The organism is Tepidiphilus thermophilus (assembly GCF_001418245.1).
GTDB lineage: Bacteria > Pseudomonadota > Gammaproteobacteria > Burkholderiales > Rhodocyclaceae > Tepidiphilus > Tepidiphilus succinatimandens.
In genome coordinates, this window is record NZ_LIPU01000004.1 from 78,185 (window position 1) to 90,914 (window position 12,730).

Consider the following 12,730-nt stretch of genomic DNA (forward strand, 5'->3'; position numbering starts at 1 on the left):
CCGGGTCAGGCCACGCCCGCTTCCTGCGCCTGGCGGTCGGCCCAGTAGGAAGAACGCACGAGCGGCCCGCAGGCGGCATGACGGAATCCCAGGGCGAGTGCCTCGCGCTCGAAGGCAGCGAAGGTCTCGGGCGGAACGTAGCGCTCCACCGGCAGGTGCCCGGACGACGGCTGCAGATACTGGCCGATGGTGAGCATGTCGCAGCCGTGCGCGCGCAGGTCGCGCATCACCTGCACGATCTCCTCGTCGGTTTCGCCCAACCCCACCATCAGGCCGGACTTGGTCGCCACTTCGGGATGGCGCGCCTTGAATTCCGCCAGCAGCCGCAAGGAATGGGCATAGTCGGCCCCGGGCCGCGCCTGGCGGTAGAGCCGGGGCACGGTTTCCAGGTTGTGGTTCATCACGTCGGGCAGATCGTGGGCGAAGGCTTCCAGCGCCGCCTCCAGCCGGCCGCGGAAATCCGGCACCAGCACTTCGATGCGGGTGGAAGGCGAATGCTCGCGCACGGCACGGATGCAGGCGGCGAAGTGCGCCGCGCCGCCGTCGCGCAGGTCGTCGCGGTCGACGCTGGTGATGACCACGTAGCGCAGGCGCATGGCCGCCACCGTGCGCGCGAGGTGCTCGGGCTCGGCCGGATCCGGCGGCAGCGGCTTGCCGTGGGCCACGTCGCAGAAGGGGCAGCGGCGCGTGCAGACGTCGCCCAGGATCATGAAGGTGGCCGTGCCCTTGCCGAAGCACTCGTGGATGTTGGGGCAGGAGGCCTCCTCGCACACGGTGTGCAGCCGGTGCGCGCGCAAGGTCGCCTTGATGCTCTGGAAACGTTCGGCCTCTTCGCCGCCCGCCAGGCGCACGCGGATCCACTCGGGTTTGGGCAGTGGTGCCTTGGGGACGATCTTGATCGGAATGCGGGCGGTTTTTTGAGCACCGCGGGCTTTCTCGGGCGCATCGACGGGTCGGTCCATGATCGGTTCCTTTCAGGAAGAGGGCGGGGCCCAGGGGTCGGGAGCAGCGCTCCAGGCAAGCGGCCCGAGCCAGGTCTGCAGCGGCCCGAGCAGCCGCTCGGCGGTCTCGCGCACGCTCCAATCGATGCCGTGATCGCGCAGGCGCGTGGTGACGAGCCCCGCATAGCCGCAGGGATTGATGCCGGCAAAAGGCGAGAGGTCGAGGTCCACGTTGAGCGAGAGCCCGTGGTACGTACAGCCATTCTTCACCCGCAGCCCCAGCGCGGCGATCTTGGCGCCAGCGAGGTAAACGCCAGGGGCGCCCTCACGCCGCTCGCCGTGCAGGCCGCAGCTGGCGAGCAGGTCGATCACGCTCTGCTCGATGTGGTGCACCAGGGCGCGCACACTCAAACCCCGGCGGCGCAGATCGAGGAGAAAATAGACGATGAGCTGCCCCGGGCCATGATAGGTGATCTGTCCGCCGCGGTCGATGTGCACCACGGGGATCCCCAATGCCCGCCCCTGGGGCAGCAGGTGCTCGGGACGGCCGGCAAGCCCCAGGGTATAGACGGGCTCGTGTTCGAGGCACCACAGCCGGTCGGGGGCATCTCCCCCGCGCTCGGCGGTGGCGCGCTGCATGGCGCGCCACACCGGCTGGTAGGACTGCCGGCCGAGCCAGTGCACCGAGGTAGGATTCACCAACGCTTGAGCCACAGCACCAGCGCGTCCCAGGCGCGGCCGAACCATCCTGCCTGCGGCACGTCCTCGAGCGCCACCGCGGTGAGCGTGGTGAGCGGTTTACCCTCGACGGTCACTTCCACCCGGCCCACCGGCTGCCCTTTGCTCACGGGCGCGAGCAGCGGCTCTTCGCCGACGAAGCGCGCCTGGGCGTGCTTGGCGTCTTCGCGCGGCAGAGTCAGCACCACGTCGGAGGTGAAGCCCACGGGCACTTCTTTCTTCTCGCCTTTCCACACGCGCAGCGTGGCCACCGTCTGGTTGGCATCGTAGAGTTTGACGGCATCGAAGAACTGGAAGCCGTAATTGAGCAGCTTGAGCGATTCCTGTACCCGCACCTCGTCAGAGGGCGCCCCCAGCACCACGGCGATGAGCCGGCGCCCCTCGCGCTGCGCCGAAGAGGCCAGGCAGTAGCCGGCGCTGGCGGTATGCCCCGTCTTGATGCCATCGACGCTGGGGTCGAGCCACAGCAGGCGGTTGCGGTTGGGCTGGCGGATGCCGTTGAAGACGTATTCCTTTTCCGAATAGATCTTGTAGAACTGGGGAAACTCGTCGATGAGGGCGCGCGCGAGCAGGGCGATGTCGTGCGGACTCATGTAGTGCTGCGGATCGGGCATGCCGGTCGCGTTCATGAAGTGCGAGTTCTTCATGCCGAGTTTCTTCGCCGCATCGTTCATGAGGGCGGTGAAGGCCTCCTCGCTGCCGGCCACCGCCTCGGCCAAGGCCACGGAAGCGTCGTTGCCCGACTGGATGATCATGCCGCGCAGCAGCTGCTCCACCGTGGGCGCCATCTTGGGGTCGATGAACATGCGCGAACCGCCCATCTTCCACGCCGTGGGCGAGACGGGCACGCTTTGGTCGAGCCGAAGACGCCCGTCACGCAGCGCACCGAAGATGATGTAGGCGGTCATGAGCTTGGTGATGGAGGCCGGCTCGGCCGGTTGGTCGGCATCCTTGCCGGCGAGCACTTCGCCCGTGCGCGCATCGATCAGCACCCACTGCCGGGCATTGAGGGTGATGGGCGGCACCACCGCCTGCGCCACTGCGACCCAGCACACCAGAAAGAACGCAAACAAAGCCTGAATCGTCCGAGGAAACCTCACGCTCCGACTCCTACGACACATTGCGAAGCACCCCATTATACGCCGCGACGCTTCAGGGGGCGGTGACCACGAAGGCGCTGCCGCCCAGGCGTGCCGTGACGATGCGCGCTGCCGTGCGCGCCGCCGCCTCGTCGGCGAACGGCCCGGCCCAGACGCGGACTTTGTCCGTTGCGGCGACCACGTGCAAGTCGATCTCCGGCAACATCGTCGCCGCGTGCCGCCGGAAGGAATCGGCGTTGTCTGCCTGGGCGAACGCTCCCAGCTGCAGGTAATAGCCAGGCGCCGGAACCGTGCGCTCGATCGCAGTGGGTGCGAGCGGGACCGCCGCAATCGCCTCTTGCGTCGGAACGGCCGCAGTCTGTACGGCCGCCGCCTCGTTCGCCGGCGTACTGGCCGTGGCGATCACGGGCGGCACGGCGGTCGGGGCGGTTTCCGCCTCGGGCGGCGTGCGCCCTGCCGCCGGTGTGGGGGTAGCCGCGGAACGGGCAGCGAGCGTCGTCGGCCGGTTTTCACTGCCGCGGGCGCGAATCGGCTCGCCGCGCGCCTCGGCCAGGCGAATCTCTTCCGGCAGGATCAGCTCCACTTCTACCTGCGTCGTCCCCTGGTTGGCGAACCCCAGGCGGTCGGCCGCCGCGAACGACAGGTCGATGAGCCGTTCGGAGACGAAGGGGCCGCGGTCATTCACCCGCACGATCACCTGTCGACCGTTAGCGAGGTTGGTCACGCGCGCGTAGCTGGGAATGGGCAGTGTTTTGTGCGCGGCGGTGAAGGAATACATGTCGTAGGTCTCGCCCGTAGCCGTCGGCTGGCCATGGAACTGCCGGCCGTACCACGAAGCCAGGCCGATCTCCCGGTACGGAGCAAAATCCGTCATGGGGAAGTACGTGCGGCCGAGCACGGTGTAAGCGCGTGCATTGGCCGGACGCAAGGGCTCGACGCGCGGAATCGGCTCCTCGCCGGAAACCATCGCGCTGCGCACCCCTGCCTCGGTTGCCGTGCGCTTCGTCTGCGGCGAACCGCAGGCCGCCACGCTCAGACCGACGAGGACCACCACGCTGGCCGCAGGCCATCTCTGCACGCGTTTCATGCCACCCCCCGCCAGGCGGAAAAACCTCTCTCAGGGGCACTCTCGGCCGCCGCGCTCAAGAGCAACCCCAGACCGGTGGCCAGCGTCACCAGCGCCGTTCCGCCGTAGCTGATGAACGGCAAAGGCACGCCGACCACCGGCAACATGCCGCTCACCATCGCCACGTTCACGAACGCATAGACGAAAGTGGTTCCGACGACCGCCCCTCCCATCAGCATCCCGGCCCAGCTCGGGCTGCGGGCGGCAAGCCAGGCGCCGCGCAGCAGCAGCAGCGCGTAGGCCGACAGCAAAGCCGCCGCGCCGAAGAAACCGAACTCCTCGGCAAGCACCGCGAAGATGAAATCGGTGTGGCGCTCCGGCACGAAAGAAAGCTGCGACTGCGTCCCCTCGCGCCACCCCTTGCCCCACACGCCCCCCGAACCGATGGCGATCGCCGCCTGGATGGTGTGGAATCCCTTGCCCAAGGGATCGCGCTCCGGATCGAGCAGCGTGCACACGCGCTGTTTCTGGTAATCGTGCAGCATGGGCCAGGCCACGTCCGGCTGACACCAGCGATCGCCCTGCACGAGCAGCGCCCCCACGCCGATCGCCAGCGCCAGTACGAGCGGCCCGATGAGCCGCCACGACAGCCCGGCGAAAAAGAGGACGAAGCCACCGGCGGCCACCACCAGGATGGTCGTGCCCAGATCGGGCTGCTTCAGGATCAGCGCGGCGGGGATCGCGAGCAGCGCGAAGGCCACGGCGTGATCCCACCACGCAAGCGACTGGCGCCGCCGAGCAAAGTACCATGCCAGCATGAGCGGCGCCGCGAGCTTCATAAGTTCCGAGGGCTGGATGCGCACCACGCCCAGATCGAGCCAGCGCGTCGCCCCCTTGGCCGTCTCGCCGAAGAGCAGCACGGCCACCAGCAGCAGCACCCCCACGAGATACAGCGGCGGGGCCAGGCGAAACCACCAGCGAAACGGCACCTGGGCTGCCGCCAAAAGCGCCGTGAGCGCCAAGATCTGGTGCAGCCACAGGGAATCGACCCGCTCGGGAGAAGCGCTCATCAGCACCACCTGCCCGCCGGCGAAGAACAGCAGCACACAGGCGATGAGCGGAGGGTCCCAACGCCGTCCCATCCGCTTCAAGACAGCGAGCCATGGCATGAGATTCATCGCCCGCCCTCTTCTCCGGGTTCCACATGGGAAGCAAAATAATAATCGAAGATCTGCCGCATCAGGGGAGCCGCCGTCCGGCCGCCGGGGCCGCCGTTTTCCACGATGATCGCCGCGACGATGCGGGGCTCGTCGGCCGGAGCGAAGGCGATGTACCACGAATGGTCACGCAGATCCTCATCGGTGGCATCGGGGTCGTATTTGCGCCCTTGCAAGGAGAAGACCTGCGCCGTGCCAGTCTTGCCGCCCACCGAATAGGCCGCCCCGGCAAAGGCGCGGGCCGAGGTGCCGATGCGCGCGCCGTCGACCATCGCCCGCAGCACGGCATCGACGTGCGCGGGATCGAGTTTGACGAAGCCGGCTACCTCACCGGCGACGGGAATGCGCTCGCCCGTGGCCGGATCGAGCGTGGCCGCCAGCACGTGCGGCTTGCGGATCACGCCGCCGTTGACGAGGATACTCAAGGCATGTGCCATCTTCAAGGGCGTATAGGCATTGTAGCCCTGACCGATGGAGGTCGACAGCGTCTCGCCGCCGAACCACTGCTGCTGGCTCGCCTTCTTGAACCGCTGCCGTTTCCATTCGCGCGAAGGCAACACCCCGGACGCTTCGCCGGGCAGGTCGATGCCGGTGCGCTGTCCGAACCCCAGTTTACCCATGAAGGAACTGATGGCATCGATTCCCAGCTCGTTACCCAGCGTATAGAAATAGACGTTGCAGGAGAAGGCCAGCGCCCGGTGCAGATCGACCCCGCTCTGGCAACTGCTTTTCTTGTCATACAACTTGACGCCGGAATACTCGAACATCCCTTGCCGGTCGAACCGCTGCCCCGGCTGGCGCTTGCCCGAGGTGAGCCCGAGCATGGCCATGAAGGGTTTGAAAGTCGAGCCGGGCGGATAGGTACCGCGCAAGGCGCGGTTGAAGAGGGGACGATCCTCGCTCAGAGCGAGCCGCTCCCAGTCGGCCTGCGTCAAACCGTCGAGGAAGAGCTTCGGATCGAAAGAGGGGGAAGAAACCATGGCGATCACCGCCCCGTCGCGCGGGTCGAGCGCGACGAACGCCCCGCGCCGCCCGGCAAAGGCGTCGAGCACGAAACGCTGCAGGCGCGCATCGATCGTCAAGACCAGATCCTTGCCGCTCACCGCCTCGCGCCGGTCGAGCCGGCGCACCGCCCGCCCCGCCGCATTCACTTCCAGCCGCTCCCAGCCGGTCGTGCCGTGCAACAGCGCCTCGTACTGCGCCTCGATACCTTCCTTGCCGGTATAGTCGGTGCCGCGGTAGGCACCCGTGAGCCCCTCGCCCTCCAGCCGCTCCAGATCCTGCTCGTTGATTCGCCCGAGATAACCGACCACGTGCGCCGTCGCTTCGCCCTGCGGATACTCGCGAAAGAGCCGCGCCTGCACCTCGACGCCGGGAAAGGCGAACTTCCAGGCCACGAAGCGCGCCACTTCCTCGTCCGTGAGATGCTGGCGGATCGCGATGCTGCCCAGGCCGCGCTGGTCCCGCATCTGACGCAGGAAGCGCTTGCGGTCGCTCTCTTCGATCGTGACGATTTTGGAGAGGCGATCGATCGTGCCATCGAGATCCCGAACCTGCGCCGGATCGATCTCCAGGGTATAGGCTCGCACGTTGCGCGCGAGCGCCTCACCGTGAATGTCCAGGATCTGGCCGCGATGCGGTACGATGGGCACGAACGCCTGACGGTTGTCTTCGGCCAGCGTCTGAAAGCGCGCGTGCTCCCGCACTTGCAGCTGGTGCAGGCGGCCGAGCAGGACCGAGAAACCAGCAAGGATCAAGACGGCCAGCACCGCCAGACGCCGGCGCGTCCGACCCACCACCGCCTCGCCGTCCAATCCGCTATCCGTCATGCCCGTCTCAGGACAAAGACGCCGAAGCGTCCGAGCGCACCGCCCGCCATTGCGGCCATAGCAGGGCGTAGCTCAGGAGCGGCCACAAGGCGGCATTGGCAAAGGCCGAGCCGAAATACCCCCATCCCGGCCAGTCGCCCCCCGCGGCCAGACGGACCGCCGCCTGCACGGCGAGCGCCAGCACCCATAAGGGCAACAGCAAAAGGGCCTGGCCCCAGCCGCCGAACCACAGGATGCGCGCCGAACGGCGCTGCGCCAGATAGACCACCCACACCAAGGCCAATGCCTCCTGTCCCAAGGCCACGCCGCGCCCCACGTCGAGCATCACTCCCAGCACGAACGCCGTCCCCACGCCCACCCGATCGGGATCGCGCATCGCCCAGAAAGTAAGCACCGCCAGCGTCAGTTCGGGCCAGAACCCCCACCCCCCCTTGGGAATCAGATCCCAAAAAAACGCCAGCGCCAGGGTAAGGAAAATGAAGCGCGGCCGCGGCGGCTGAAGCACCCGCGCCGGACGGGAAACGGCCTGCATCACGCACCTCCCGCCGACGCTTCCTTCGCCGGCACGCGTTCGACCACCATGAGATAACGCCGCCGCTCGCCCAAGGCCACGGGCTCGCACACGATATGGGAAAAACCCGCGCCGGTGTCGACGGATACCACCCGCGCCACGGGAATTCCCGCAGGGAACACGCCATCGAGGCCGGAGGTGACGAGCAGGTCGTCGGCGCGCACGTCCGCATCGGCGAGCAAATGGCGCAATTCGAGGTAGCCGTCGCCCAGGCCATAGACCACGCCGCGCACACCGTTGCGCTGCACCATCACCGGCACCGCATGGTCTTTTTGCGTGATCAAGGTCACTTCCGACACGAGCGGCTGGATGCGCGTCACTTGCCCCACGAGCCCATCGGCATCGAGCACCGCCAGGCCCAGGCGCACGCCGGCATTCGCCCCGCGATCGACGACGATGCGCCGGCTGAACGGATCGGGCGCATCGTAGAGCACTTCGACGCCGAGGGTGCGCAGCTCGGCACGCTTGCCCATGCCCAGCAGGCGCCGCAATTCGGCATTTTCCGCCTCGAGACTGGCCAAGGTGGCCGCGCGCAGCCGGTCCTCCGTCTCGATGCGCCGCAGACGCGCATTCTCGGCCTGCACCTCGGCGAGCGTGGCGAAATAGATCGACCCGTCGGCGGCGAGTTTCACCGGCCAGTGCGCCGCCTCCTGGACCGGGCGAAGCACCACCGAGACCGCATCGCGCACCGCTCCCAGCGCCCCGAAGCGCAGATCGAGCACCAAGAGCAGCACCGACGCGAGCGTCGCCAGCCCCAGGCGCTGCCCGGGGGACATCGCGCGATGGAAACGCGGAACGTTGGGTGAGGCGCCGAGCGGGGAATTCATCGCAACTCCCCGAAACCGTAGGTCATTCCGTGGCGAAGAGGGTATCGAGCATATCGACTTTCTCCAGCGCCATGCCACAGCCGCGCGCCACGCAGGTGAGCGGATCCTCGGCCACGATCACCGGCAACCCCGTCTCTTCCTGGATGAGGCGGTCGAGATCGCGCAACAAGGCGCCGCCGCCCGTGAGCACGATGCCGCGCTCGGCGATGTCCGCACCCAGCTCCGGCGGCGTCTGCTCCAGCGCAATCTTGATCGCCGAGACGATCTGGTTCAAGGGATCGGCGATCGCCTCGCGGATCTCGTTCGACGACACGGTGAAACTGCGCGGAATCCCCTCGGCGAGGTTGCGCCCCTTGACTTCCACTTCCAGCACCTCGGACGAGGGGAAGGCGATGGCTACCTGTTTCTTGATGAGCTCGGCCGTCGCCTCGCCGATGAGCATGCCGTAGTTGCGCCGGATGTAGTTGACGATGGCATCGTCGAACTTGTCGCCGCCCACCCGGATCGAGCCGGAGTAAACCATTCCGCCCAGCGCGATCACACCAACCTCGGTGGTGCCACCGCCGATGTCGACCACCATGGAGCCCGTGGCCTCGGCCACCGGCAGACCCGCCCCGATCGCCGCAGCCATCGGCTCCTCGATGAGAAACACCTTGCTCGCGCCGGCGGCGAGCGCCGCGTCGCGGATCGCGCGGCGCTCCACCTGGGTCGAGCCGCAAGGCACGCAGATGATGATGCGGGGGCTGGGCGAGAGCAGACTGGAAGAGTGCACCTTCTTGATGAACTGTTTGATCATCTGCTCGGTGACGACGAAGTCGGCGATCACGCCGTCTTTCATCGGCCGGATCGCCTGCAGATTGCCAGGGGTCTTCCCCAGCATCTGCTTGGCCGTCTGCCCGACGGCCTGGATCACTTTCTTGCCGGTGGACGGATCGATGCGGATCGCCACGACCGAGGGCTCATTGAGCACGATGCCGCGGCCGCGCATGTAGATGAGGGTGTTGGCCGTGCCAAGGTCGATCGCCAGATCGTTGGAAAACAAAGAACGCAGAAAACCGAACATGTTGGGTCCTTGGAGAAACGGAAACGCAGGCATTCGCCGGCCTAGGACGTCGTGGCGCGAAGGAGTCGCCCCCCACGGGGAAGTCTCGGCAAAAGGGTCGCGAATATGATACTCTACAAAGCTTTGGACGCGACAGGGTCTGCCGTATGCCCGCCATCGACCTCGACCGCCTCGCCGAACTCGCCCGCATCGAATTGACCGCCGAGCACGCGGCGGCGTTCCGTGCCGACCTCGAACGGGTCCTCGCCCTGGTAGATCGGCTGCAAGCCGTCGACACCAGCGGCGTCGAACCCATGAGCCATCCGCTCGATCTGCCACAGCGCCTGCGCGAGGACGCCGTCACCGAACCGGATCAGCGCGACGTCCTGCTCGCCCTCGCCCCCGCGGCGGAGAACGGCCTCTATCTCGTGCCCAAGGTGATCGAATGAGCACAGAACGGCTCCTTGCCTCCTCGCTGCGTGAGCTTGCCACCGCGCTCGCCGAAGGTCGCACCCGCGCCGAAGCGCTGGCCGAGGCCGCCCTCGAGCGCGCGCAAGCGCTGCAGGAACGACTCAACGCCTTCATCACCCTCACGCCGGAGCGCGCGCGCGAAGCCGCCCGCGCCGCCGACGAACACCGCCGTGCCGGAAACATCTCGTTACTCTCCGGCATCCCCATCGCCCACAAAGACCTCTTCTGCACCAAGGGCGTGCGCACCACCGCGGCCTCGCGCATGCTCGCCGAGTTCGTGCCGCCGTACGACGCCTTCGTCGTCGAGCGGCTCGCCCAAGCCGGCGCCGTGTCCCTCGGCAAGACCAACCTCGACGAATTCGCCATGGGTTCGGCGAACGAACACTCCCACTTCGGCCCCTGTCGCAATCCCTGGGATACGGACCGCATCGCCGGCGGCTCCTCGGGCGGCTCGGCCGCGGCCGTGGCCGCCGGCATCGTGCCCGTAGCCACCGGCACCGACACCGGCGGCAGCGTGCGCCAGCCGGCGGCCATGTGCGGCGTCACCGGCATCAAGCCGAGCTACGGGCGGGTGAGCCGCTACGGCATCATCGCCTACGCCTCCTCGCTCGATCAAGCCGGCGTGATCGCCCGCAGCGCCGAAGACTGCGCGCTCGCCCTCACGGCCATCGAAGGCTTCGACCCGCGCGACTCCACTTCGCTCGAACGCCCAGTCGAAGACCATGCCGCGGCGCTCGCCGCCGCCGACGGACGGCTCGATGGGCTGCGCCTGGGCCTGCCGCGTGAATTCTTCGCCGTCGAGGGGCTCGACGCCGACGTGCGCCGCGCCGTCGAAGAAGCCGCCCGCACCTATGAAGCCCTGGGCGCGCGCCTCGTGGAGGTGTCGCTGCCGCGCGCCGAGCTCGCCATTCCCGCCTACTACGTCATCGCCCCGGCGGAAGCCTCGAGCAACCTCGCGCGCTACGACGGCGTGCGCTACGGCTACCGCGCCCCGGCGTACACCGACCTCGACGACATGTACCGCAAGACGCGCGCCCAGGGTTTCGGCGAGGAAGTGAAGCGCCGCATCCTCGTCGGCACCTACGTGCTCTCGCACGGCTACTACGACGCCTACTACCTGCAGGCGCAGAAACTGCGCCGCCTCATCGCCGAAGATTACGCCCGGGCCTTCGCCTCCTGTGACCTCCTCCTCGCCCCCACCGCGCCCACCACGGCCTGGCGCCTGGGCGAAAAAGGTCAAGATCCGGTGCAGGAATACCTGCAGGACATCTATACCATCGGCGCCAACCTCGCCGGCCTGCCGGCGCTGTCGCACCCCTGCGGGTTCGACGCGGCAGGGCTGCCCATCGGCTGCCAGCTCATCGGCCCCTATCTTGCCGAGACGCGGCTGCTGCTCGCCGCCCACGTCTTCCAGCAAAAAACCGACTGGCACCGCCGGTTGCCGCCGCTGTAAACCACGGAACCGCCATGAACCGCACCGACTGGGAAACCGTCATCGGCCTCGAGATCCACGCGCAGCTCACCACGCGCAGCAAGATCTTCTCCGGCGCCTCCACCGCCTTCGGCGCCGAACCCAACCGCCAGGCATGTGCCATCGACGTGGCCCTGCCCGGCACCCTGCCCGTGCTCAACCGCGGCGCCGTCGAGCGCGCCATCCGCCTCGGGCTGGCGATCGAGGCCGAAATCGCCCAGCGCAGCGTCTTCGCCCGCAAGAACTACTTCTACCCCGACCTGCCCAAAGGGTACCAGATCAGCCAATACGAGCTGCCGGTGGTCAAAAACGGCGCCATCACCGTGCAGGTGGGCGAGGGAGAAGCCGCCTACGAGAAAACCGTGCGCATCACGCGCGCGCACCTCGAAGAAGACGCGGGCAAGAGCCTGCACGAAGACTTCCACGGCATGACCGGAATCGACCTCAACCGCGCCGGCACGCCGCTGCTCGAGATCGTCTCCGAGCCCGACATGCGCTCGGCCGAAGAGGCGGTGGCCTACGCCCGGGCGCTGCACGCCCTGGTGCGCTGGATCGGGGTGTGCGACGGCAACATGCAGGAGGGCTCGTTTCGCATCGACGCCAACGTCTCGGTGCGCCCCAAGGGCGAGACGCGCCTGGGCACGCGTCGCGAGATCAAGAACCTCAACTCCTTCCGCTTCCTGCAGCAGGCGATCGACTACGAAGTCCGCTGGCAGATCGAAACGCTCGAGGAAGGCGGCGCCGTCCAACAGGCCACCGTGCTCTTCGATCCCGAGCGCGGCGAGACCCGCGTGATGCGCACCAAGGAAGACGCGCACGACTACCGCTACTTCCCCGATCCCGATCTCCTGCCGCTCGTCATCGACCGCGCCTGGATCGAAGAAGTGCGGGCAAGCCTCCCGGAGCTGCCGCAGGCGCTGCGGCGGCGGCTCGTCGAGGAACACGGCCTCACCCCCTACGATGCCAACCTCCTCACGGCAAGCAAAGAACTGGCCGACTACTATCTGACCGCCGTTGCCGCCGTGGGCCCTGCACTCGCCAAGCCCTGCGCCAACTGGATTCTCGGCGAGCTCGCCGCCAGGCTCAACCGCAGCGGGATCGAGATCGGCGAGAGCCCCGTGCGCCCAGCACACATCGCCGCCCTGGCACGCCGCGTGCAGGATGGCACGATCTCGCATGCCGGAGCCAAGAAGGTGTTCGAAGCGCTGTGGGCGGGTGCAGGCGAGGACGTCGACGCGATCATCCAAGCGCAGGGTCTCAAGCAGGTGAGCGACGAGAGCGCCCTGGAAGCGCTGGTAGAAGCGGCGATCGCCGCCAATCCCAAGTCGGTGGAGGAATTCCGCGCCGGCAAAGAAAAGGCGTTGAACGCCCTCGTCGGCCAAGTGATGAAAGCCTCGCGCGGCGCGGCCAATCCACAACGTGTGACCGAACTGCTGCGGCGCAAACTCACCGCCTGA

12 protein-coding genes are annotated in these 12,730 nt (G+C 67.6%); 3 read left to right on the forward strand and 9 right to left on the reverse strand.

Features of this window, described 5'->3' with window-relative positions; all coding sequences use genetic code 11:
• Positions 1-5 precede the first annotated feature (5 nt).
• The 9 genes from lipA to ASC37_RS04735 are packed head-to-tail and all read right to left on the reverse strand — an operon-like array spanning position 6 to position 9,352.
• The gene (gene lipA / locus ASC37_RS04695; protein ID WP_055423275.1) at positions 6-962 is read right to left on the reverse strand and encodes a lipoyl synthase; all 957 of its coding nucleotides are present in this window, start codon (positions 960-962) and stop codon (positions 6-8) included.
• A gap of 12 nt (positions 963-974) precedes the next feature.
• On the reverse strand, positions 975-1,580 hold the full coding sequence (lipB, locus tag ASC37_RS04700) for a lipoyl(octanoyl) transferase LipB (protein ID WP_055423396.1): 606 nt from the start codon (positions 1,578-1,580) through the stop codon (positions 975-977).
• 56 nt (positions 1,581-1,636) lie between these two features.
• Entirely contained in the window at positions 1,637-2,779 is a 1,143-nt protein-coding gene (locus ASC37_RS04705; RefSeq protein ID WP_055423276.1) for a D-alanyl-D-alanine carboxypeptidase family protein, read from the reverse strand.
• A 52-nt stretch (positions 2,780-2,831) separates the two neighbouring features.
• Positions 2,832-3,866, reverse strand: coding sequence for a septal ring lytic transglycosylase RlpA family protein (locus ASC37_RS04710; RefSeq protein WP_055423277.1), 1,035 nt, complete (start codon positions 3,864-3,866; stop codon positions 2,832-2,834).
• Positions 3,863-5,023: a rod shape-determining protein RodA gene (rodA, locus tag ASC37_RS04715; RefSeq protein ID WP_055423278.1), complete on the reverse strand. Its 1,161-nt coding sequence runs from the start codon at positions 5,021-5,023 to the stop codon at positions 3,863-3,865. The genes ASC37_RS04710 and rodA overlap by 4 nt, the downstream gene beginning before the upstream one ends.
• Positions 5,020-6,891 carry a penicillin-binding protein 2 gene (mrdA, locus tag ASC37_RS04720; RefSeq protein ID WP_055423279.1) on the reverse strand — a complete coding sequence of 624 codons (1,872 nt, stop codon included), beginning with the start codon at positions 6,889-6,891 and terminating at the stop codon, positions 5,020-5,022. The genes rodA and mrdA overlap by 4 nt, the downstream gene beginning before the upstream one ends.
• 7 nt (positions 6,892-6,898) lie before the next feature.
• Positions 6,899-7,423: a rod shape-determining protein MreD gene (mreD, locus tag ASC37_RS04725; RefSeq protein ID WP_055423280.1), complete on the reverse strand. Its 525-nt coding sequence runs from the start codon at positions 7,421-7,423 to the stop codon at positions 6,899-6,901.
• Positions 7,423-8,289: a rod shape-determining protein MreC gene (gene mreC / locus ASC37_RS04730; RefSeq protein ID WP_072247925.1), complete on the reverse strand. Its 867-nt coding sequence runs from the start codon at positions 8,287-8,289 to the stop codon at positions 7,423-7,425. Before mreC ends, mreD begins: the two co-directional genes overlap by 1 nt.
• Positions 8,290-8,311: 22 nt before the next feature.
• Complete coding sequence (locus ASC37_RS04735; protein WP_055423281.1) at positions 8,312-9,352, reverse strand: rod shape-determining protein; 1,041 nt, start codon at positions 9,350-9,352, stop codon at positions 8,312-8,314.
• 146 nt (positions 9,353-9,498) lie between these two features.
• Between ASC37_RS04735 and gatC the strand changes: the two genes are divergently transcribed.
• From gatC to gatB, 3 genes are read left to right on the forward strand one after another with little or no spacing between them, the layout of a single operon-like run.
• Entirely contained in the window at positions 9,499-9,780 is a 282-nt protein-coding gene (gene gatC, locus ASC37_RS04740) for an Asp-tRNA(Asn)/Glu-tRNA(Gln) amidotransferase subunit GatC (RefSeq protein ID WP_055423282.1), read from the forward strand.
• Positions 9,777-11,255 (forward strand): Asp-tRNA(Asn)/Glu-tRNA(Gln) amidotransferase subunit GatA, encoded by a 1,479-nt coding sequence (gatA, locus tag ASC37_RS04745; protein WP_055423283.1) that lies wholly within the window; start codon positions 9,777-9,779, stop codon positions 11,253-11,255. Before gatC ends, gatA begins: the two co-directional genes overlap by 4 nt.
• Positions 11,256-11,269: 14 nt before the next feature.
• Positions 11,270-12,730: an Asp-tRNA(Asn)/Glu-tRNA(Gln) amidotransferase subunit GatB gene (gene gatB / locus ASC37_RS04750; RefSeq protein ID WP_055423284.1), complete on the forward strand. Its 1,461-nt coding sequence runs from the start codon at positions 11,270-11,272 to the stop codon at positions 12,728-12,730.